Source organism: Litorisediminivivens sp. KMU-197 (assembly GCF_056858395.1).
In genome coordinates, this window is sequence record NZ_JBXEQG010000001.1 from 915,904 (window position 1) to 937,062 (window position 21,159).

The 21,159-nt window shown below is 65.5% G+C and carries 22 protein-coding genes; 13 read left to right on the forward strand and 9 right to left on the reverse strand.

The window, feature by feature from the left end; translation table 11 throughout:
• Nucleotides 1-93: 93 nt before the first annotated feature.
• Nucleotides 94-1,140, forward strand: coding sequence for an L-glyceraldehyde 3-phosphate reductase (gene mgrA, locus AC04PT_RS04385; protein WP_482872305.1), 1,047 nt, complete (start codon nucleotides 94-96; stop codon nucleotides 1,138-1,140).
• Nucleotides 1,141-1,491: 351 nt separating this feature from the next.
• On the opposite strand, the gene AC04PT_RS04390 is transcribed toward mgrA, so the two are convergent.
• Nucleotides 1,492-1,950, reverse strand: coding sequence for a DNA polymerase III subunit chi (locus tag AC04PT_RS04390; protein WP_482872306.1), 459 nt, complete (start codon nucleotides 1,948-1,950; stop codon nucleotides 1,492-1,494).
• 3 nt (nucleotides 1,951-1,953) lie between these two features.
• On the reverse strand, nucleotides 1,954-3,429 hold the full coding sequence (locus AC04PT_RS04395) for a leucyl aminopeptidase (RefSeq protein WP_482872307.1): 1,476 nt from the start codon (nucleotides 3,427-3,429) through the stop codon (nucleotides 1,954-1,956).
• Between the two features lie 186 nt (nucleotides 3,430-3,615).
• Here AC04PT_RS04395 and lptF point away from each other — a divergent pair, with 186 nt between their 5' ends.
• The 6 genes from lptF to rsmA are packed head-to-tail and all read left to right on the forward strand — an operon-like array spanning nucleotide 3,616 to nucleotide 10,989.
• Nucleotides 3,616-4,725: an LPS export ABC transporter permease LptF gene (lptF, locus tag AC04PT_RS04400; protein WP_482872309.1), complete on the forward strand. Its 1,110-nt coding sequence runs from the start codon at nucleotides 3,616-3,618 to the stop codon at nucleotides 4,723-4,725.
• The gene (gene lptG / locus AC04PT_RS04405) at nucleotides 4,722-5,813 is read left to right on the forward strand and encodes an LPS export ABC transporter permease LptG (RefSeq protein WP_482872310.1); all 1,092 of its coding nucleotides are present in this window, start codon (nucleotides 4,722-4,724) and stop codon (nucleotides 5,811-5,813) included. Before lptF ends, lptG begins: the two co-directional genes overlap by 4 nt.
• Nucleotides 5,813-7,924, forward strand: a complete 2,112-nt coding sequence (locus tag AC04PT_RS04410) for an LPS-assembly protein LptD (protein WP_482872311.1) — start codon at nucleotides 5,813-5,815, stop codon at nucleotides 7,922-7,924. Before lptG ends, AC04PT_RS04410 begins: the two co-directional genes overlap by 1 nt.
• Complete coding sequence (locus AC04PT_RS04415; protein ID WP_482872312.1) at nucleotides 7,912-9,144, forward strand: peptidylprolyl isomerase; 1,233 nt, start codon at nucleotides 7,912-7,914, stop codon at nucleotides 9,142-9,144. The genes AC04PT_RS04410 and AC04PT_RS04415 overlap by 13 nt, the downstream gene beginning before the upstream one ends.
• A complete protein-coding gene (gene pdxA / locus AC04PT_RS04420; RefSeq protein WP_482872313.1) occupies nucleotides 9,141-10,100 on the forward strand; it encodes a 4-hydroxythreonine-4-phosphate dehydrogenase PdxA in 960 nt (319 codons plus the stop codon). Before AC04PT_RS04415 ends, pdxA begins: the two co-directional genes overlap by 4 nt.
• 40 nt (nucleotides 10,101-10,140) lie before the next feature.
• Nucleotides 10,141-10,989, forward strand: a complete 849-nt coding sequence (rsmA, locus tag AC04PT_RS04425; RefSeq protein WP_482872315.1) for a 16S rRNA (adenine(1518)-N(6)/adenine(1519)-N(6))-dimethyltransferase RsmA — start codon at nucleotides 10,141-10,143, stop codon at nucleotides 10,987-10,989.
• 126 nt (nucleotides 10,990-11,115) lie between these two features.
• On the opposite strand, the gene AC04PT_RS04430 is transcribed toward rsmA, so the two are convergent.
• From AC04PT_RS04430 to prfA, 4 genes are all read right to left on the reverse strand, one after another.
• Nucleotides 11,116-11,706 carry a DUF4167 domain-containing protein gene (locus AC04PT_RS04430; protein ID WP_482872316.1) on the reverse strand — a complete coding sequence of 197 codons (591 nt, stop codon included), beginning with the start codon at nucleotides 11,704-11,706 and terminating at the stop codon, nucleotides 11,116-11,118.
• Nucleotides 11,703-11,864, reverse strand: a complete 162-nt coding sequence (locus tag AC04PT_RS04435) for a hypothetical protein (protein WP_482872317.1) — start codon at nucleotides 11,862-11,864, stop codon at nucleotides 11,703-11,705. Before AC04PT_RS04435 ends, AC04PT_RS04430 begins: the two co-directional genes overlap by 4 nt.
• A gap of 89 nt (nucleotides 11,865-11,953) precedes the next feature.
• Nucleotides 11,954-12,790: a peptide chain release factor N(5)-glutamine methyltransferase gene (prmC, locus tag AC04PT_RS04440; RefSeq protein ID WP_482872318.1), complete on the reverse strand. Its 837-nt coding sequence runs from the start codon at nucleotides 12,788-12,790 to the stop codon at nucleotides 11,954-11,956.
• The gene (gene prfA / locus AC04PT_RS04445) at nucleotides 12,787-13,839 is read right to left on the reverse strand and encodes a peptide chain release factor 1 (RefSeq protein WP_482872319.1); all 1,053 of its coding nucleotides are present in this window, start codon (nucleotides 13,837-13,839) and stop codon (nucleotides 12,787-12,789) included. Before prfA ends, prmC begins: the two co-directional genes overlap by 4 nt.
• Nucleotides 13,840-13,914: 75 nt before the next feature.
• On the opposite strand from prfA, the gene AC04PT_RS04450 reads away from it, so the two are divergent.
• Nucleotides 13,915-14,175 (forward strand): hypothetical protein, encoded by a 261-nt coding sequence (locus AC04PT_RS04450; protein ID WP_482872320.1) that lies wholly within the window; start codon nucleotides 13,915-13,917, stop codon nucleotides 14,173-14,175.
• Here AC04PT_RS04450 and AC04PT_RS04455 read toward each other — a convergent pair.
• Entirely contained in the window at nucleotides 14,116-14,532 is a 417-nt protein-coding gene (locus AC04PT_RS04455) for a DUF1499 domain-containing protein (protein WP_482872322.1), read from the reverse strand. The two genes, AC04PT_RS04450 and AC04PT_RS04455, sit on opposite strands and share 60 nt — an antisense overlap.
• A 3-nt stretch (nucleotides 14,533-14,535) precedes the next feature.
• Nucleotides 14,536-15,507, reverse strand: a complete 972-nt coding sequence (speB, locus tag AC04PT_RS04460; protein ID WP_482872443.1) for an agmatinase — start codon at nucleotides 15,505-15,507, stop codon at nucleotides 14,536-14,538.
• A gap of 87 nt (nucleotides 15,508-15,594) precedes the next feature.
• Between speB and mazG the strand changes: the two genes are divergently transcribed.
• Nucleotides 15,595-16,422 carry a nucleoside triphosphate pyrophosphohydrolase gene (mazG, locus tag AC04PT_RS04465; protein WP_482872323.1) on the forward strand — a complete coding sequence of 276 codons (828 nt, stop codon included), beginning with the start codon at nucleotides 15,595-15,597 and terminating at the stop codon, nucleotides 16,420-16,422.
• On the opposite strand, the gene AC04PT_RS04470 is transcribed toward mazG, so the two are convergent.
• Nucleotides 16,406-17,284, reverse strand: coding sequence for a hypothetical protein (locus AC04PT_RS04470; protein ID WP_482872324.1), 879 nt, complete (start codon nucleotides 17,282-17,284; stop codon nucleotides 16,406-16,408). The two genes, mazG and AC04PT_RS04470, sit on opposite strands and share 17 nt — an antisense overlap.
• A gap of 111 nt (nucleotides 17,285-17,395) precedes the next feature.
• On the opposite strand from AC04PT_RS04470, the gene AC04PT_RS04475 reads away from it, so the two are divergent.
• The 4 genes from AC04PT_RS04475 (at nucleotide 17,396) to AC04PT_RS04490 (ending at nucleotide 21,102) form a co-directional block, all read left to right on the forward strand.
• The gene (locus AC04PT_RS04475) at nucleotides 17,396-18,337 is read left to right on the forward strand and encodes a nucleoside hydrolase (RefSeq protein ID WP_482872325.1); all 942 of its coding nucleotides are present in this window, start codon (nucleotides 17,396-17,398) and stop codon (nucleotides 18,335-18,337) included.
• Nucleotides 18,334-18,783 carry a GNAT family N-acetyltransferase gene (locus tag AC04PT_RS04480; RefSeq protein WP_482872326.1) on the forward strand — a complete coding sequence of 150 codons (450 nt, stop codon included), beginning with the start codon at nucleotides 18,334-18,336 and terminating at the stop codon, nucleotides 18,781-18,783. Before AC04PT_RS04475 ends, AC04PT_RS04480 begins: the two co-directional genes overlap by 4 nt.
• 121 nt (nucleotides 18,784-18,904) lie before the next feature.
• Nucleotides 18,905-20,152, forward strand: coding sequence for a cation:proton antiporter (locus AC04PT_RS04485; RefSeq protein ID WP_482872327.1), 1,248 nt, complete (start codon nucleotides 18,905-18,907; stop codon nucleotides 20,150-20,152).
• Nucleotides 20,152-21,102 (forward strand): CorA family divalent cation transporter, encoded by a 951-nt coding sequence (locus AC04PT_RS04490; RefSeq protein ID WP_482872328.1) that lies wholly within the window; start codon nucleotides 20,152-20,154, stop codon nucleotides 21,100-21,102. Before AC04PT_RS04485 ends, AC04PT_RS04490 begins: the two co-directional genes overlap by 1 nt.
• The last annotated feature ends 57 nt before the right edge of the window (nucleotides 21,103-21,159 follow it).

Genomic DNA, 21,159 nt, shown 5'->3' on the forward strand with positions numbered 1-21,159 from the left:
CAATCCTTGCCCATCCTACGGCGAAGATCCTCCGGCCTTGCAAACCCTCGCCTGTCGCGCGACACATGCCGCGACCGTCACGAGGAGACCGCCATGACCTGGACCGCCGCCGACACCCGCTATGACACCATGCCCTATCGCCGCTGCGGGCGGTCGGGGCTGAAACTGCCGGCGATCTCGTTGGGGCTGTGGCACAACTTCGGCGACGACACGGCGCATGCGACCAAGCAACAGATCGTGCGCACCGCCTTCGATCACGGCATCACCCATTTCGACCTTGCCAACAACTATGGCCCCCGTCCCGGCGCCGCCGAGAAAGCCTTCGGCCAGATCCTGCGCGAAGAATTCAAGCCCTACCGCGACGAGATGATCATCTCGTCCAAGGCGGGCTATGACATGTGGCCCGGTCCCTACGGTGAATGGGGCAGCCGCAAGTACCTGGTGGCGTCCTGCGACCAGTCGCTGAAGCGGATGGGGCTGGACTATGTCGACATCTTCTATTCGCACCGCTTCGATCCCGAGACGCCGCTGGAAGAGACCATGATGGCGCTGGATCATATCGTGCGCTCGGGCCGCGCGCTTTATGCCGGCATCTCGTCCTACAACGCGCAGCGCACGCGCGAGGCCGCGGCAATCCTCAAGGACCTCGGAACGCCCTGCCTGATCCATCAGCCGTCCTATTCGATGCTGAACCGCTGGGTCGAGGACGACGGTCTGCTGGATGCGCTGGACGATCTGGGCATCGGCTCGATCGTGTTCTCGCCGCTAGCGCAGGGCATGCTGACATCGAAGTACCTCGGCGGCATCCCCGAGGGCAGCCGCGTCACCCAGGGCAAGTCGCTGCGCGAGGAATTCCTGTCGGACGCGGCGCTGGAGCACATCCGCGCGCTGAACGCCATTGCCGAGGATCGCGGCCAGACCCTGGCGCAGATGGCGCTGGCCTGGGTGCTGCGCGGCGGCCGGGTGACCACGGCGCTGATCGGCGCGTCGAAGCCTTCGCAGGTGGTGGATTGCGTGGGTGCGGTGGAAAACCTCGAGTTCACCGAAGACGAATTGGCGCGGATCGACACGCATGCCAAGGACATGAACATCAACCTCTGGGCGGCGTCTGCAGAACGTGAGGGGCCCGCGCGGAAGTGAGCTGGTGGGAAACGTGTGATGCAGGCGTGCGGTGCCGATTGGCAACGCGCGGTTCTATCGCCAAGCCAGTGGTTTTGGCCTGCATCGGGGGTTTCATCGTGTTGGCGACACCGGCGTGGAAGGCGCGCATGCGCCCTGCCCGACCTCGGGAATGCCTCTCGGTTCCATGAGGCTGTCGTTTCGTGATACTTCGACCGCACCGGGCGCGACAAATGTCGGAGTCTGCCCTCCCGGGGGGAAGTCGGACAGGGCGTATGCGCGCCGTGTGCTCATTGAGGTTACGACACGCGCAGGGTCAACCAAAAGCCGTTTCAGGACGCAAACAGGCGCCGCGTCGCGGACAGCCCTGAGCTACCCGCTCTCGGCCTTCTTCTCCCACCGCCCCGACTCCTCGGACCAGTATTGCGCGCCGCAGCCTGCCCCGGTCAGCGCCTTCCACTGGCCGCGCGCGGCGTCCACCGCCTGCGGGTCGTTGCCGTCGAACAGGATGCAGACGCGTTCGAGCCCCTGCACCTCGTTGGCGGCGACGCTCGCTCCGTCGACGCACATCAGGCATTGCGGGTCGTTCCCCGCCGTGCCGGAGGTCAACAGGATCGGTTGCAGCGCGTCATGCGGACCGCCGGCGCGGCCGTGCGGCAGGAAGCCATCCTCGGCCCCCTGCCACAGCTTCTCGTCCAGCCAGTCCAGCTTCCCCTCGTCCACGCCGCGCACCGCCACCCGCCAGCCCGCGCCGCGCGCTTTTTCAAGCAGCACCGGCAGCGTGGCCTCAAGTGGCCTCTGGGTCAGGTGGTAGAAATAGGCGGCGCCCATGGCTCACTCCGTCTCGTATCGGTCCCTGACCAGCCGGTCGAGCGCGAGGACGCCCCAGCCGGTGGCCCCCTTCGGCGCGAGGTCGGTGTCCTTGGTCACCTGCGCCACCCCGGCGATGTCGAGGTGGATCCATGGGCAATCCTCCCTGACGAAGCGTTGCAGGAACTGCGCCGCGGTGATCGACCCGGCGGGCCGTCCGCCGACGTTCTTCATGTCGGCCTTCTGTGACTTCAGTTGATCATCGTAGCTTTGCGCCAGCGGCATCCGCCAGGCGCCCTCGCCCTCGGCATCGGCGGCCTTGAGGAAGCTGTTGCAGAACCCGTCGTCGTTCGAGAACACCCCGGCCTTGTCGTGGCCCAGCCCGATGATGATCGCGCCGGTGAGCGTCGCCAGATCGACCATCGCGGCAGGCTTGTAGGTTTCCTGCGCGTACCACATCACGTCGCAGAGCACGAGCCGGCCTTCGGCATCGGTGTTGATGACCTCGATGGTGTCGCCCTTCATCGAAGTGACGATATCGCCGGGACGGGTGGCGTTGCCCGAGGGCATGTTCTCGACCAGCCCCACCAGCCCGACGACATTGGCCTTGGCCTTGCGGCGCGCCAGCGCCTTCATCACGCCGGCCACGACACCGGCGCCGCCCATGTCCATGGTCATGTCCTCCATGCCTGCGGCGGGCTTGAGGGAGATGCCGCCGGTGTCGAAGACCACGCCCTTACCGACCAGCGCCAGCGGCGGTTCGCCCTCCGCTCCGCCCTTCCACGACATCACGACCACTTTGGACGGGCTGTCGGACCCCTGCCCCACGGCCAGCAGCGCGCCCATGCCGAGTTCGGCCAGCTTGTCTTCCTCCAGCACCTCGACCTCGAGCCCCAATCCGCGCAGGCCCTGGAGGCGGGCGGCGAATTCCGAGGTGGTGAGCACGTTGGCAGGTTCGCTGACCAAGTCGCGGGTGAAGAACACGCCCTCGGCGGCGGCGGCGCGAGGGGCGTAGTCGTCTTCCAGTTCGGCGGGCTTCGAGCACATCACGGTCAGCGACGCCTCGCGCGGGGCGTCCTTGCCGGTCTTGTGATCGGCGAATTCGTAGCCACGCAAGGCCAGCCCCAGCGCCAGGTCGGCCATGCCGGCGCGGCCGCCGGCCAGCACCAGCAGGTCGGCGTCACCGCGTGCCTTGGCCAAGGCCGCCCCGGCGCGGCGGGCCGCGTCCTGGGCAGGGCGACGGGACAGTTTCACCACGTCCAGCGCCTCGGCCTCGAGACCGGCGGGCGAGATCAGCGACGCAACCTCGCCGTCCTTCATCTTCTCGAACTGCTTGCCTTCCGCGAACCGCTTCAGCGCCTGCTTGGTCACCCGGTTCACCCGGCGGGCGCCCGGGTCCATCTTGGCCTCTTCGTCGAGGATCACGGCGATCCGACCCGGGGCGGTTTCCACCTGATCAAGGTCGGTCTCGGCAAATGTGATCTTGGCGGGATTGGTCATGATTGTCTGCTCCGAAAAGTGGCACGATTGTCACGTCTGACACCAGTCCTAGTGCGCGGGACCCCGCTGAACCACCCCTTAATGTAGGGCCGCTGGTATAATCCGGTTTGAAGGCCCGGCGAAATCTTCTAGGGTCGGGCCACATCAAGAGGTTGGGGACAGGGCTTGGCGAGATTTGACAGATACATGCTGTCACAGCTGTTCATGCTTTTCGGCTTCTTCGCGCTGGTTCTGGTTGCCGTCTACTGGGTGAACCGGGCCGTGATCCTGTTCGATCAGTTGATCGCCGACGGCCATGCGGCCTCTGTCTTCGTCGAGTTCACCGCGTTGTCGCTGCCCAAGGTGATCGGCATGGTGGTGCCGATGGCGGCCTTTGCTGCGGCGGTTTACGTGACCAACCGGCTGTCCAACGACAGCGAGCTTACCGTGATGCAGGCCACCGGGTTCTCGCCCTGGCGGCTGGCGCGGCCGCTGCTGATCTACGGCGTGGCGCTGGCGGTGCTGATGTCGGTGCTGACCCATGTGCTGATCCCGGCCAGCCTGCAACAGTTGAAGGAACGCGAGCGCGAGATCTCGGGCTCGATCAGCGCACGGCTGCTGCGCGAGGGGGTTTTCCTGCATCCGGCGTCAGACGTGACCTTCTATATTCGCGATATCTCGCCCGAGGGAGAATTGGCGGATGTGTTCATGTCCGACCGCCGCGATGCCGACCGGCACATCACCTATACCGCGGAACGCGCCTACCTGCTGCGTGCGGACGAGGGGCCGAAGCTGATCATGGTCGACGGCATGGCGCAGGTGTTCTCGCCCCAGAATGGGCAGCTTTCGACCACCAACTTCGCGCAGTTTTCCCGCGATATCAGCGGCTTGATAAACCAGGGCGGCGTCGGTCGCCGCAAGCTGCGCTATGTGCCGACGCCCGAATTGCTGTTCGATACCGAGGCCGTCGCGGTCGAGACGCGCGAGGAACCCGGTGACGTGGTGCTGGAGGGTCACAAGCGCATTGCGCAACCCTTGCTGTGCATCGTGGCGGCGTTGATCGGCCAGGCGGCGCTGCTGGCCGGCGGCTTCAGCCGTTTCGGGGTGACGCGGCAGATCGTGCTGGCAATCTTCCTGCTGGTGGTCGTGCAGTTGGTCGAGGGCATGATGACCGATCCGGTGCGCAACGATCCTGACCTCTGGCCACTCTATTACACCAATATCGTGCTGGGGCTGCTGATGGCCTTTGTCCTTTACTGGCGGGCGGATCACCCGGCCGCTTTCCGGCGCAAGCGCCAGGCGGAGGTAGCGGCATGACGTTACATCTTTACTTTGCGCGCCGCTTCGCCACGCTGTTTGCCGGGATGCTGGCGGTGTTCTTCCTGTTCGTGATGCTGCTCGACCTGATCGAGCAATTGCAGAACTTCGACAACATCGGCTTTGGGCAGGTGTTGAGGATCACGCTGCTGAACACGCCGGAAGGGCTTTACCAGATGCTGCCGCTGGTGATGATCCTTTCGGCGATCGCACTTTGCCTGGCGCTGGCGCGGTCCTCGGAACTGGTGGTGAGCCGGGCTTCGGGCCGCTCGGGCCTGTCGGCGCTGACCGGGCCGGTCCTGGTGGCGGCGCTGGTGGGTGCGCTTGCCGTGGCGGCATTCAACCCGATCGTGGCGGCAACCTCGCAGCGCTATCACGACCTGCGCGAGCTCTACGACTCGGGCGGGACCTCGACGCTGTCGATCGGGCGCGAGGGGCTGTGGCTGCGGCAGGGCGACCAGCGCGGGCAGACGGTGATCCACGCGGAACGCTCGAACCCGACGGCGACGGTTCTGCACGATGTGACCTTCATCGACTACACCACCGATGGCGGCCCGGTCCGGCGCATCATCGCCGACGAGGCGGCGCTGGCCACAGGGCAATGGGTTCTGCGGCAGGCCAAGTCCTGGCCGTTGATCACCGGGCTCAATCCCGAGACCAATTCGGTCACCCATGACGAGTTGCGTATTCCCTCGAGCCTGACACAGGAGAAGATCCGCGACAGTTTCGGCAAGCCTTCGGCGGTGTCGATCTGGCACCTGCCCGAATTCATCGGCAATCTCGAAGGGGCCGGTTTTTCTGCGCGCCGTCACAGCGTCTGGCTGCAGATGGAGCTGGCCCGGCCGCTGTTTCTTGTGGCCATGGTGCTTCTGGGCGCGGCCTTCACCATGCGGCACGCGCGCTTCGGCCGCACCGGGTTGTCGGTACTGACGGCGCTTCTGTTGGGGTTCGGGCTTTACTACGTGCGCAACTTCGCGCAAATCCTGGGTGAGAACGGCCAGATCCCGGCATTGCTGGCGGCCTGGGCGCCGCCCCTGGCCTCGGTTTTCATCGGGTTGGGGCTGATCCTGCACATGGAGGACGGATGATGCTGGCCCGCCTGACCTTGCTGCTGGCGCTGTGTCTTGCGCCGCTGACAGCCCTCGCCCAGACCGAGGACCCGGCGGTGCTGGTGGCCGACACCGTGGTCGTCACCCCCGACGAGCGGCTGATCGCCGATGGCAACGTCGAAGCGATCTATGACAGCACCCGCATCTGGGCCGAACGGATCATCTATGTCAGCGCCACCGAGGAACTGATCATCGAAGGACCGATCCGCATCGACGACGGCCGGGGCACCATCGTGCTGGCCGACCGGGCGGAGCTGGACACCGATCTTGAGAACGGGTTGCTCATCGGCGCGCGGCTGGTGCTGGATCAGCAGTTGCAGCTGGCCGCGGTGCAGCTTGCCCGCGTCGAGGGGCGCTATGCCCAGCTGTCCAAAGCGACCGTGACCTCGTGCCAGATCTGCGGCCCAAACGGTGTGCCGCTGTGGTCGATCCGCGCCCGTCGGGTGATCCACGACCAGCAGGAACGGCAGCTTTACTTCGAAAACGCGCAGTTCCGGGTGCTGGACGTGCCGGTGTTCTATCTGCCGCAGCTGCGCCTGCCCGACCCGACGGTGGAACGTACCCGCGGGTTCCTGTTCCCGTCGATCCGCACAACGACCGAACTGGGCACCGGCATCAAGGTTCCTTACTTCCTGCCGCTGGGCGATCATGCGGACGTGACCATCACGCCCTACCTGTCGCAGGAAACCACCACCGTCGAGCTGCGCTATCGGCAGGCGTTCCACAACGGGGACATTGAGCTGAACGGCGCCGTCACCCGTGACACGCTGAAGCCCGACGAGACACGGGCCTACCTGTTCGGTGAAGGTGCCTTCGATCTGGGCAACCGGTATCGGCTGACCTTCGACTTCGAAACCACCACCGATGAATCCTACCTGTCGGAGTACGGCTATTCCGGCACCGACCGCCTGGACAGCGAGATCACGCTGGCGCGGACCACGCGGCAATCGGACATGGCGGCGGGGCTGGTGCTCTATAACACGCTCCGCGACGACGAGATCAACTCGACCCAGGCGACGATCATCCCCGACCTGCGTTACCAGCGGCGCTTCGGCCTTGGTGGAGGCGAGCTGAGATTTTCGCTGCAAGGTCACGGGCATGTGCGCTATTCCGGCAAGGACGTGGATGGCCGCGACGTCGCCCGCTCCACGGTCGAGGCGGAATGGCTCGATCAATGGACGCTCGGCTCGGGGCTTCAGATCGCGGCGCAGACGGGGCTGGCGCTGGATCAGTTCGCGACCTTCGACGACAGCACTGTGGCGTCCGAGGCCTACAGCGTCGCCCCCAGCGCCGCGCTGACCTTCCGCTACCCGCTGCTGCGCACCACCCTGACCGGCGCCCGGCAACTGCTGGAACCGGTGGCGCAGATCGGCTGGACCGGGGGCGAAAATGCCGACGTGGCCAATGACGAAAGCACCCGCCAGGAGCTGGATGCCGGAAACCTGCTGTCGCTGTCGCGCTTTCCGGAGCCCGACCGGCGCGAACGCGGCGCTTCGGCAGTGCTGGGCCTGCGCTTCCTGCATCAGCAACCCAAAAGCTGGGAGGCCGGTCTGATCGTGGGCCGCGTCCTGCGCAGCGAAACCGAGAGCGACTTCACCGATATCTCGGGTCTCGACGAAGCAGTCTCGGACTGGCTGGTTGCGGCGCATATGCGGCACGTTGACGGGCTTTACCTGATTTCGCGGACGTTGGTGGACGACACCGGATATGTCAGGAAATCCGCCGCCCGCGGCGCCTGGTCAAACGACCGGGTCGATTTGGGCGCCACTTTCCTGCTGCTTGACGCCGACAAGCGCATCGAAAGCGAGGACGACGTCGCGGAATGGTCCTTCGACGGATCGGTCCGCGTCAGCCGTCACTGGACCGCCAGCGCCGACGTGCGTTACGACATGGCCGACAACCGCGCCGCCGAGGCCGGGCTGGGGCTGGGCTATCGCAACGAGTGCATCGAGGCGGCGTTTACCGCCAGCCGGACATTCGCGGATTCATCCAATCTGGACCCTTCCACCGAATATGGTCTAACTGTCGAGCTCAAGGGATTCAGTACCGGCGGCGACGCAGGAGGCTACAGCAGGACATGCAGACCATGAAAACCAGGATATTCCGCGGCCTGCTTGCCGGCGTGACCGCCATGATGCTGGGCGCGGCTCCGGCCATGGCGCAGGGCCTGTTTTCGCCGGCGATCAAGGTCGACGATCAGGTGATCACCACTTACGAGCTGAACCAGCGGGCGCTGATGTTGCAGGTGCTGCGCGCGCCCGGCAATCCGCGCGATACCGCGCGGACCCAGCTGATTGAGGACCGGCTCAAGGTCGCGGCGGCGCGGACCGCCGGGATCGAGGTGTCGGACACCGACATCCGGCAGGGCATGGAGGAATTCGCCGGCCGTGCCAACCTGACCGCTGACCAGTTCATCGCCGAGCTGGCCAAGGCCGGGATCGACGAACAGACCTTCCGCGACTTCGTCATTTCGGGTCAGGCGTGGCGGCAACTGGTGCGGGCGCGCTTTGCCAACCAGGCGCAGGTCTCCGAAGCGGAGATCGACCGCGCGCTGTCGTCGGCCGGCGGCGGCAGCTCGGTGCGGGTGCTGTTGTCGGAGATCATCATGCCGGCCCCGCCGCAGGAGGCGGCCGCGGTTCTTGAGCGCGCGCAACGGATTTCGCAGATGACGTCGGAGCTGGAATTCGCCCGTGCGGCGCGCCAGTTCTCTGCCACACGTACCGCCGGATCGGGTGGCAAGCTGCCATGGCAGAAGATCGAGGACCTGCCGCCGATCCTGCGCCCGCTGGTGCTGGCGCTGGGGCCCGGCGAGGTGACCCAGCCGCTCACCCTGCCCGAGGCCGTGGCACTGTTTCAGCTGCGCGCCATCGAAGAGACCGAATACAGCGCGCCGAGCTATTCGGCGGTGGAATATGCCGCCTATTACCTGCCCGGCGGCCGCAGCCCAGAAACACTGGCCCAGGCCCGCGCCATCGAGGCCCGCGTCGACACCTGCGACGATCTCTATGGCGTCGCCAAGGGGCAGCCCGAAGAAGTACTGGAGCGTAGTGCCCTGCCGCCTGCCGAGGTGCCCTCTGACGTGGCGATCGAACTGTCCAAGCTGGATCCTGGCGAGGTGTCGACCACGCTGACCCGCGCGGGCGGCCAGACTCTGGTGCTGCTGATGCTCTGCGGTCGCAGCCCGTCGGTCGAGGAGCAACCCGACCGCGAGGCGGTGTTGAACGGGCTGCGCTCGCGCCGGCTGGCCTCGCTGGCGGAAAGCTATCTGGAACAGCTGCGCGCCGACGCCCGGATCGTCGAGCTGCAATGAGCCCCTTGCCGGTTGCCCTGAGCTGCGGCGAACCGGCGGGTGTCGGCCCCGAGTTGGCAGCAAAGGCGTGGGAGGCCCTGCGGGACACCCTGCCCTTCTTCCTGATCGGTGACGCCGGGCATCTGCCGCCGGATGCGCCCGTGGTCCGCATTGGTGACCCGCTTGACGCTGTCGAGGCCATGCCGCGCGGGCTGCCTGTCCTGCACCGCGACTTTGGTCCGCCTGTGACACCCGGAGTGGCGCAGGCTGCCCATGCACAGGCCGTCATCGACGCGATTGCCGAAGGCGTCTCGCTGGTCATGTCCGGCAGGGCCCGCGCCATTTGCACCGCCCCGATCCACAAGCAGGCACTGGCCGAGGGCGCGGGCTTTGCCTATCCCGGACACACCGAGTACCTCGCCGCTCTGGCAGGGGTCGAGCGTGTGGTGATGATGCTGGCCTCGCCCTTGCTGCGCGTGGTCCCGGTGACCATTCACATGAGCCTTGCCGAGGTGCCGGCGGCCCTGACAGCGCCCCTGCTGGAAGACACGATACGCATCACCGCGCGCGGCCTGACCGAGCGCTTCGGGCTTGGCGCCCCCCGGATCGCGGTGGCGGGGCTCAACCCCCACGCCGGCGAAGGCGGTCGCATGGGACGCGAGGAGATCGAGGTGATCGCCCCGGTGCTGGAGCAGCTGCGCGCAGAAGGTTTCGACATTGCCGGGCCGATGTCAGCGGACACGATGTTTCACGCCCCGGCCCGTGCCCGCTATGACGTTGCAATCTGCATGTATCACGACCAAGCGCTGATCCCGATCAAGACGCTGGACTTCGACGGCGGCGTGAACGTGACGCTGGGCCTGCCCTTCCTGCGCACCTCGCCGGACCATGGCACGGCCTTCGATATCGCGGGCAAGGGGCTTGGCAACCCGGCCTCGCTGATCGCGGCCCTTCGGATGGCGGGCGGCGCAGGATGAAAGGCCGGACTTTGCGTATTTCCAACGGAGAAGACCTGCCATGGCGGCGATAGACGACCTGCCGCCGCTGCGCGAGGTGATCGAGAACCACGGGCTGGTTGCGAAGAAGTCGATGGGGCAGAACTTCCTGCTCGACCTGAACCTGACGGCCAAGATCGCGCGGCTGGCCGGCGATCTGACCGGGTGCGACGTGCTGGAGATCGGTCCCGGCCCCGGCGGGCTGACGCGCGGATTGCTGGTCGAAGGCGCGCGCAAGGTGCTGGCGATCGAGAAGGATGCGCGCTGTTTGCCGGCGCTGGCCGAAATCGCGGAGCGTTATCCCGGGCGGCTCGAGGTCATCAACGGCGATGCGCTTGAGGTCGATCCGCGCGCGCACCTGATGCCACCGATCCGGGTGGCGGCGAACCTGCCCTACAACGTCGGCACCGAGCTTCTGGTGCGCTGGCTGACGCCGCCGGACTGGCCGCCGTTCTGGCAATCCTTGACACTGATGTTCCAGAAGGAAGTGGCCGAACGGATCGTGGCGGAACCGGGATCGAAGACATATGGCCGGCTGGCGATCCTGTCGCAATGGCGCTGCCGGGCAAAGGTGGTAATGCATCTGCCGCCCGAGGCATTTTCGCCCCCGCCCAAGGTATCTTCGGCCGTCGTGCATCTGGAGGCGCGGCCCGACCCCGTGTTCCCGGCGGATGCGGGGGTGTTGCAGGAGGTGGTGGCCAAGGCCTTCAACCAGCGCCGCAAGATGCTGCGGTCGAGTTTGAAGGGGCTGCACCCGGGGATCGAGGGTATCCTGAAGGCGGCGGGGATCGCGCCGACCGAACGCGCCGAGCAGGTGCCGCTGGAGGGGTTCTGTGCCCTTGCACGCGCGGTCAAGGCGGCGCGGGGCTGAACCGGCAGACCGGCTTTGCGCCCGATTGGTACGCATCCCGGATGTGAGCCGGAACCTCTTTCTAATCCACTGCCCCCATGGAGGCCCCGGATCATATCCGGGGCGGACGGGATAAGACCTTGGGGTCTACTCGGCGGCTTGTGAGCTTTCCTTGCCATTGTCCTCAGACGTGGCGGCATCGTCTTTCTTCTTCGCGGGCTTGCGGCGGGTGCGCTTGGGCTTTTCCGGCGCGGCCTCGACCTTGCTTTCGGGCGTTTCCACCAGCCCGCTGTCGCCATCGTCGCCGGCCACTTCCAGCACGTCGGGCTGCGGCGCGTCGGCAGGGTCCGAGGACGGTTCCGGTTGGTTCTGTTGCTGGGGCTGCTGGTTGCCGTTGCCGTCACGGTCCTGCCGGTCCGAGCGTTCACGATCGCGCTGGGCCTGGCGCTCGCGGTTCTGACGCTCTTGTTCCTCTCGCTTGGAGTCCTGCTCCTTTTGCGCCTCGCTCAGGAGCCGCAGGTAATGTTCGGCGTGCTGCTGGAAGTTCTCGGTGGCCACGCGATCACCGGACAATTGCGAGTCGCGGGCCAGCTGGTTGTACTTGTCGATGATCTGCTGCGGAGTTCCGCGCACCTTGCCTTCGGGGCCCGAGCTGTCGAACACACGGTTGATGATGTTGCCGCCCGACGGCTTGTTGCGGTTGGATCGCGACCGCGACCGTGACTTGGAAGATCTCATGTAATGTAGTCCAGCCCGTTTCGGTAAATCTCTTGCCGGTCCACCGGGTGCGGCGCATATGCGCGGAAGCTGCCGGCGGTCTTGCTCTTTGTTCGGCGGGTGTCGCGCGGGGCGCTGTAGTAGCGACCCATCAGCGGCGACACCTCAGCACTAAACATGTCACAGGGCGCCTTACAAGGGGGTAAATGGTCAAAACCCCGTGCAGAGCGCGCAAAAGCGGCACATTTGCACCGTTTTGCCTGTGGACCTACACCGATCTGCGAGCGCTAACGACCCGGTCGCGTCCATCGAGATCGGGCACGACGAGAATATCACCCAACCCGGCCGAGGCCATCAGCCCGGCGACCGCCTGCCCCTGTTGCCAGCCGATTTCGACCAGCAGCCGGCCGCCCGGCTCGAGATGCTGCAAGGCACCGGCGGCGATCGAACGGTAGGCTGTCAGGCCGTCGGCTTCGTCGGTCAGCGCCACGCGCGGCTCGTGCAGAAGTTCCGGGGCCAGCGCCGCCACCTCGTCGGCGGCGATATAGGGCGGGTTCGATACGATCAGGTCAAAGCTACCAGTCACCGCGTCATACCAGTCCGAGCGTCTGAGCAGCGCACATTCCTCAAGCTCCAGAGCGGCCCGATTGCGCGCCGCAACGTCGAGAGCGGCATCCGAGATATCTACGCCCAGACCCCAGACGCCCTGCGATTCCGCCAACAAGGTCAGCAGGATGCAACCCGTTCCTGTACCAAGGTCCAGCACCCTCTCGAACGGCTGAGACAGCGCGGCCTCGATCAGCGTCTCGGTCTCGGGGCGCGGGTCAAGCACGTCGCGGTTGACCTCGAACTCGCGGCCATAAAAGGCACGGCGTCCGGTCAGGTGCGAAACGGGTTCACGCGCGGCGCGGCGGGCGATCAGGGCCCCGTACCGGTCTGCCGTCGCCGCGTCGACCGGCTCGGGCAGTTCCAGCGTGAGGCGGCCGGGGGCGACCTGCAAGGCGTGCGCCAGCAAACGACGGGCGTCGCGGCCGGCCCCCATGATACCCGCCTGTTTCAAGGTGCGGGTGGCGCGGGCCAGCAGGATGGATCCGGTCTCGCTCATTCCATCGCCGCCAGTTGCGCCGCCTGGGCGTCCGCGGTCAGGGCGTCCACGATTTCATCGAGATCGCCCGCCATCACCTGATCGAGCTTGTAGAGCGTCAGGTTGATGCGGTGGTCGGTCATGCGGCCCTGCGGGAAGTTGTAGGTGCGGATGCGCTCGGACCGGTCGCCGCTGCCAACCTGGCTCTTGCGGTCGGCGGAGCGTTCGCTGTCGACCCGGCTGCGCTCCTGATCGTAAAGCCTTGTTTTCAGGACCTGCATCGCGATTTCGCGGTTGCGGTGCTGGCTCTTCTCGGAGCTGGTGACGACGATGCCCGTGGGGATATGGGTAATCCTGACAGCGGAATCGGTGGTATTGACGTGCTGTCCGCCCGCACCGCTCGCGCGCATGGTGTCGATGCGGATGTCGCCAGGATCAATGTGGATGTCGACATCCTCGGCCTCGGGCAGCACGGCGACGGTGGCGGCAGAGGTGTGGATGCGCCCGCCCGACTCGGTGGTTGGCACCCGTTGCACGCGGTGAACGCCGGATTCGTATTTCAGCCGCGCAAAGACGTTCTCGCCCTTTACATGCGCGATGACTTCCTTGATCCCGCCCAGTTCGGTGGCGTTCTCCTCGATGATGTCGAAGGCCCAGCCGCGCGTTTCGGCATAGCGCTGGTACATGCGCAAGAGGTCGCCGGCAAAGAGCGCGGCCTCCTCGCCCCCGGTGCCGGGTCGGATTTCGACGATGGCGGGCCGGGCATCGGCCTCGTCGCGCGGCAAGAGCGCCAGCTGCAGGGCGTGTTCCGCCTCGGGCAGCCTGCGCTTGAGGATCGGCAATTCCTCGTCCGCCAATTCCTTCATGTCGGGATCATCCAGCATTGCCTGCGCTTCGGCGATATCGTCCTGCAGCCCACGCCAGGCGGCGATCTGGTCGACCACGGGCTTGAGGTCGGAATATTCCTTGGCCAGCCGCGCGATGTCGCCGGCATCGGCGCCGGCGTTCATCTTCGCTTCCAAGAACTGGAATCGGTCTTCGATCTGGCGCAGGCGCTCTTCGGGGATCATCGCGGGTCTTTGTTTTGCCTCATCGGTCACTCGTGATAAACTGAGCGGATGCTGAGAGGAAGTGTCGTTTTACTGATGCTGGCCGCGCCCGCGATGGCCGATGTGACAAGCCCAAGCGGGCGGACGGTGGATTGCTATTGCACCGACAGTGGCGGCGCGCGCGTGGAGCTGGGGCAGACGATCTGCCTGCAGGTCGACGGGCGGATGTTCATGGCGCAGTGCCAGATGTCGCTGAACGTGCCGATGTGGCGCGAGGTGGCGCAAGGCTGCCTGAGTTCACGACTGCGGGACACCGGGCAGGCCCATGACACGGGCACGGTTGACCCCAATATCTGAACCGCCAAAGCGGGCGCGGGCAAAGACCTCGAGCACATCGCCCTTGAGTGTCAGCGTCGTGTAATCGGGATAGCCGATGACGCGCGAGCGCGTGACATAGGTGATCTTGCCGTCCTCGACAGAGCCCGCCAGCACGCGGGTCCTCGGCAGCGTCCGCATGGCGGCGTCCAGTTCCGCCAACCGCGGCGCACCCTTGTCCACCGCTTCCCGGTATATGTGCAGGTTGCTGCCGGGATGGTGTCCGGGCGCGCTGCCGTCGGCGGCCACGTGCCAGCGCGCGGGATCGCTGGGTGCAAGCCGCACGAAAGCGAGGTATCCCCCGAGAAGGACAGCGATCAGGATCAATGCGATCTTCATAACTTAGCGGCCAATCTTCAGGTGGTTCCAGCCCCAGAGGCAGATCAGTTCCACTGCCACGTGGGCACCGGCGATCGCAGTGGCTCCGGTCGTGTCGAAGGGCGGAGAAACTTCGACCACATCACCTCCGACCATGTTGATGCCGGCCAGATGCCGAAGGGCGATCGCCGCCTGTGCCGTGCTCAGCCCGCCCCAGACCGGCGTTCCGGTGCCGGGTGCGAAGGCGGGATCGAGGCAATCGATGTCGAAGGTCAGGTAGGTCGGGTGATCGCCGACGATGGTGCGCACCTTCCGGGCGGTTTCCTTCGGCCCGATGTCATGGACCTCCCGGGCGTCGATGATGTGCATCCCGTGCGTGTCGGGATTATCGGTGCGGATGCCGACGTGGACCGAGCGGGACGGATCGATCAGCCCCAGCTTGATCGCCTTGTATACGAAGGTGCCGTGGTCGATGCGCTCCATGTCATCATCGGTCCAGGTGTCGGAATGGGCGTCGAACTGGATCAGCGACAGCGGTCCGTACTTCTCGGCATGGGCTTTCAGAATCGGCAGGGTGATGAAGTGATCGCCGCCGAGCGTCACGCTTGCCGCATCCTTGGCGAGGATGCCAGCGATGTGAGCCTGCAGGGCATCGGGGAACTCGGAGACCTTGGCATAGTCGAAGGCGACATCGCCGTAGTCGACAATGTTCAGCCGTTCCAGAGGGTTAAAGCCCCATCCGTAGGGTGCGTCGGGGCTTTGCAATGCGCTTGCCTCACGGATGGCGCGGGGCCCGAGGCGGGTGCCGGGACGGTTGGTGACGGCTTGGTCGAAAGGCACGCCGGTGATGGCCAGATCGACGCCCGTCAGGTCCTTGGTGTAGCGTCGGCGCAGGAAGGAGGTTGCCCCGCCAAAGGTGTTCTCATAGCTGAGACCACTCAAGCTTTGCCGCGTAAAGGCTTCGTCCACCTTGGTTTTTGCGTCTTCCAGCGCCATGGCGTTCTCCGGTTTGCAGGTGCGGGTCTGGACTTCGGTCACGGCCCGCGACAGGGTGCAGACAAGCGCAATCCACCGGAGGCTGCAATGGACGATTTGATCAAAAATCCGGACGGTGGCCTTCCCCGGCTGCTGGAGATCATGCGCCGCCTGCGCGACCCCGAGACCGGCTGCCCCTGGGACATCGAACAGGATTTTCGCTCGATCGCGCCTTACACGATCGAAGAGGCCTATGAGGTTGCCGATGCCATCGAACGCGAAGATTGGCGCGAACTTGAGGGCGAATTGGGCGATCTGCTGTTACAAACAGTGTATCACACGCAGATGGGCGACGAGGCCGGGCATTTTGATTTCGACAGCGTCGTCAAAGCGATATCCGACAAGATGGTGGACAGGCATCCCCACGTCTTCGGCGACGAGAGCCGCGACAAGAGCGCGGAACAACAGACCATCGACTGGGAGAGGATGAAGGCGGCAGAGCGCGCGAAAAAGGCGCAAAAAGGCGCCTTGGACGGGGTCGCGGTGGGGCTGCCCGCGCTGTTGCGGGCCTACAAGCTGCAGAAGCGTGCCGCGCGGGTGGGTTTCGACTGGCCCGAAACCGCGCAGGTTCTGGACAAGATCGCCGAGGAAGCGCGAGAGCTTGTCGAAGCCAGGGACAGCCTACCGCAGGACAAGATCGAAGAGGAACTGGGCGACCTGCTTTTCGTCATGGCCAACCTGGCACGGCACCTTGAGGTCGAACCGGAAGCCGCGCTGCGACGGGCAAACGCGAAATTCGTGCGTCGCTTCAAATACATAGAATCGTCTCTTGAGGCTGATGGAAAGGCCCCGGTGGAATCCTCGCTGGAAGAGATGGATGCGCTCTGGGACGCGGCGAAGGCCGCCGAACGCGCGACGGTCAGCGCAGGAAAGTGATGTCGCGGATCCGTTCGATCTTGTCGAGGTGCCTGGCGTAACGATCTGAAAGCGCTTGCCTTTCGGTGGCATCGAGACAGGTGAATCCAGTGTCCTCGGTGCGGTCGGCCAGCCTGTCGAGCACCATTTGCCATGCCGCGCGATCCAGTGTTTCTCCTGCCCGGTAGCGCGCTTGCAGTTCTTCCAGCGCTGCGTCCGTGGCGCTGCGGTTCAGCGGCCTTACAGGCTCGGCCAAGGGAAGTGTCAGGTCGGGGACCAACCGCCGGATCAGGGCAGAACTGTTGCCCCGCCGCTCATAGGCCACCACGAGCATCTCTTCGGGCATGAGGATATCCCGATAGGCCTTGACCAGCGCCGGCCAGCCACGGTCCATTGCCAGATAGCTTGGCGCAACCTTTCGGAACGGCGCGACCATGTTGTCCTCGGCCCGTTTGCGAAAGGCACTGACGAAGAGGTCGCCGTAGTCGCGCACAACCAGCAGGATCCGGGTAACCGGCCATGCGCCACAGGCTTTCAATGCGTCCCGCAACACGGCCATCTGCCCTTCGGCCGCCGGATAGAACCGCCCCTTCTGGAACTGGTACATGCGGCCGGAGATGTTTTCTTCGGACAGGATCAGCGCGCGATGCGGGTCGGGGCTATGGCGCTGCAACTCATCGGCCGCGCGGCGGGTGACAGGCCCGACGTCTCCCCTTGGATTGAGCCGCAGTTTCAGCGTCCCGCCGGGAATGTCATCACGCCCGGGATAGGCCAGATCGAAGCCTGCGTCCTGCAGGGCCTGGCGGTTCAGGTCGAGACACAACTGGAACGACGAGGTCCCGGTGCGGTGCGCGCCCGCGTGGATGAAGACGTGTTTGGTCATGCTCTGCCCCGGTTTTGCCCGCAGACTATCGGCTTCGCTTACGGCAGCAAACCGCTTATGGACTTTGCCGTGCACCATTGCCAATTTGGCGCCGGAATGCGAGGGGGCGGCATGAGCGCACGCAAGATAATCATCGACACCGATCCCGGGCAGGACGACGCCGTCGCCATCCTTCTGGCGCTGGCCAGCCCCGAGGAGATCGAGGTTCTGGGCATCACCGCCGTCGCGGGCAACGTCCCGTTGTCCTACACGGAAAAGAATGCGCGGATCATCTGCGAACTGGCAGGCAGGCCCGAGGTCAAGGTCTTCGCCGGCTGCGAGGCCCCTTTGCAGCGCAAGCTGGTGACGGCGGAACACGTGCATGGCAAGACCGGGCTGGACGGGCCGGTGCTGCCGGACCCCGAAATGCCGCTGCAAACCGCGCATGCGGTGGATTTCATCATCGACACCCTGCGCGCCGCGCCGGCGGGGACGGTGACGTTTTGCCCGCTGGGACCGCTGACCAACATCGCGACGGCGTTCCAGCGCGCCCCGGATATCATTGGCAAGGTGCAGGAAATCGTTCTGATGGGCGGCGCCTATTTCGAGGTGGGCAACATCACCCCTGCCGCCGAGTTCAACATCTACGTCGACCCCGAGGCGGCCAAGGTGGTTTTCGGCGCGGGCGTGCCGCTGGTGGTGATGCCGCTGGACGTGACACATAAGGCGCTGGTGACCGCCGAACGCAACCGGGCCTTCCGCAACATCGGGACTCCTGTGGGCAAGGCGGTGGCCGAGATGACCGACTTCTTCGAGCGCTTCGACAAGGAGAAGTACGGCTCTGACGGTGCTCCTTTGCATGACCCCTGCGTGACCGCCTGGCTGATCCGGCCGGACCTGTTTTCGGGGCGGCATGTCAACGTGGAGATCGAGACCTCGTCCGAACTGACCCTCGGCATGACCGTGGCCGACTGGTGGGGCGTGACCGACCGACCTGCCAATGCGCTGTTCATCGGTGACGTCGATGCCGACGGCTTCTTCGATCTTCTGACCGAAAGGCTTGCGAGGCTATGAGCACACGACTGCACCTTGCGGGACCGGAAGATATCGACCGGTTGATGCCCTTGGTCACCGCCTTCGCGGGCGAGACCGGCATCGAGACCTCGGAGGATCATCGCCGTGCGGGGTTGATGCCGCTGCTTGAAGGCATACCGCACGGCGCGGTCTACCTGATCGGGCCTTCGAAATCGCCCGTGGGCTACGTCATCCTCAGCTTCGGTTGGTCGCTGGAGTTCGCCGGCATGGACGGGTTCATCGACGAGCTTTACATCCGCCCCGCCGTGCGCGGGCGCGGGATGGCGTCGGACGTTCTGTATTCCCTGCCCCGCGCGTTGAAGGATGCCGGACTGAAGGCGCTGCATCTCGAGGTCAACCGCGAGGACAAGGGCGCACAGCGGCTTTATCGCAAGGCGCATTTCACGCTGAGGGACGGCAATTCGCTGATGACGCGCGAATTGTAGGATATCGATCCCACGCTTCTTCCCACATCAATGGCCGAAATAACCCCTTCTACGGCTTGCCTATGGCCCGCCCGGCCGCACCATGTTACGCGATATGTGATTTCCTGACGCGGGCGGCCGTATGACATTTCTGCAGATCACCTCGCTTCTGGTCGTGCTGGCGGGTCTCTTCGGGGCGATCAATTACCTCGTGCTGAAACTGCCTTCGGCGATCGGGATCCTCGTGGTGGCGCTGCTGGCGTCCTTCGGGATCATGGGGCTGGACTTCGTCTGGCCGGCGCTTGGACTGGCCGACACGGTGCGCGAGGCGGTGAGCGGGCTGGAGTTCTCCGAGGCCCTGCTGGAGGGCATGCTGGGGCTCCTGCTGTTTGCCGGGGCGCTGCACGTGAAGATTTCGGACCTGCGCGAACACTGGCGGATTGTCTTCCTCATGGCGACACTGGGCGTGGCGTTATCTACGGTGATCGCTGGTATGGGGTTCCATTGGCTGACCGGCATGCCGATCCTGATTGCGCTGGTCTTCGGCGCGCTGATCTCGCCCACCGATCCGGTCGCGGTGCTGGGCGTGCTGCGCGAGGCAAACCTGCGCAAGGCGCTTGAGACCAAGATCGCGGGCGAGTCGCTGTTCAACGACGGTGTCGGCTACGTTGTGTTTCTGGTGCTGGTGGGCCTTGCGTTTCCCAGCGGCGATGCGCATGGCAGCGGGCTGGAAGCGGCGGTGCTGCTGTTCGTGCAGGAAGCTCTGGGCGGCGCGGTGCTGGGCGTGGTGCTGGGCTGGCTGACCTTTCGGCTGATGCGGCAGATCGACGATTATTCGCTCGAGGTGCTGCTGACCCTTGGACTGGCCTTCGGCGGCTATGAACTGGCGGTCTTTCTGCATGTCTCGGCCCCGATCATGGCGGTCTGCGCCGGTCTGCTGATCGGTGACATCGGCGCCAAGCACGGCATGACCGAGGAGACCCGGCAATATGTCGATGCCTTCTGGAAGCTGGTCGACGAGATCCTGAATGCCGTGCTGTTCCTGATGATCGGCTTCGAGGTCTTCGCGCTGGCCTTCGACGCCTCCGACCTGGTCACAGGCGTCATGGCAATCGCGCTGGCGCTAGTGGCGCGGCTGGTGGCCGTGGCGGTGCCGGTGCTGGTGCTGAGCCCGTTCCGGACGTTTCCGCGTGACGTGATCCCGATCATGACCTGGGGCGGGCTGAAGGGCGGCATCTCGGTCGCCCTGGCCCTGTCGCTGCCCGAGGGCGAATGGAAGCCGGTGATCCTGACCGCGACCTATGTCGTGGTGATCTTCTCGATCATCGTGCAGGGGCTGACGGTGACGCGCGTGGCCAACCGTTTCGGACGCGAGCCGGACCTCGTCTGATGGCGCTCTTCGTGTTCGATATCGATGCTGATGGGCGCGCAAGTGACGGGGCGCTGGACCGACCGGTGCCCGACGGTCACTGGCGCTGGGTGCATTTCGACCTGGCGGTGCCGGGAACGGTGGCGCGGGTGAGCCAGATGGTCACTGAAGAGGCCGCCGAGATCCTGCTGCAACCGGAGACGCGGCCGCGCTACGTGGCTTTGCCCGACGGGCTGGTGCTGATCCTGCGGGGCGCGAACTTCAACCCCGGACAACAGGCCGACGACATGGTGTCGCTTAGGCTCTGGGCCGGGCCTGCGTTGGTGATCACCCTGCGGCACCGACCAATCTATGCGGTGCGCGACCTACAGGCCCAGCTTGAGGGTGGACGCGCCCTGCCGGGCGGTCCCGGCGAGCTTGTGGCCGAATTGACCGAGCGGCTGGTGGACCGGGTCGAACAGGTCAGCCTCAAGCTCGACGACCGGGTGGACGAACTGGAGGAAGCGATCCTCGACCCCGATTGCGACCCGCGTATCCTTGACCCGCTGCCGGAACTGCGCCGCGCCTCGATCCGCCTGCTGCGCTACCTGCGCCCGCAAAGCGAGACCCTGCGCCGGCTGGAAGCCCGCAAGCCCGGTGGCCCGATCGATCTGCCGCAGGACGAGATCCGCGAAAGCGCCGAACGGGCGCAGCGGGCGCTGGAAGAGCTGGACGCGGTGCACCAGCGGCTGGGCGCACTGGCCGATCACCAGTACGCGCAGAAGGCCGACCAGCTGTCGCGCAACGGCTATGGGCTGTCGGTGGTGGCGGCGATCTTCCTGCCGCTGGGGTTCCTGACCGGGCTGTTCGGCATGAACGTCGGCGGCCTGCCCTTTACCGGCGACCCTTGGGGTTTCGCCATCGTCTGCCTCGGCATGGCCGGATCGGTGGTGGTGGTGCTGGCGGCGCTGCGGATCTTGCGGCTTATCTGAGCCGGCCTAATTCACCCTTATGAGACGCCGCGAAACCTGCCACAGTGGGGCAAGGAC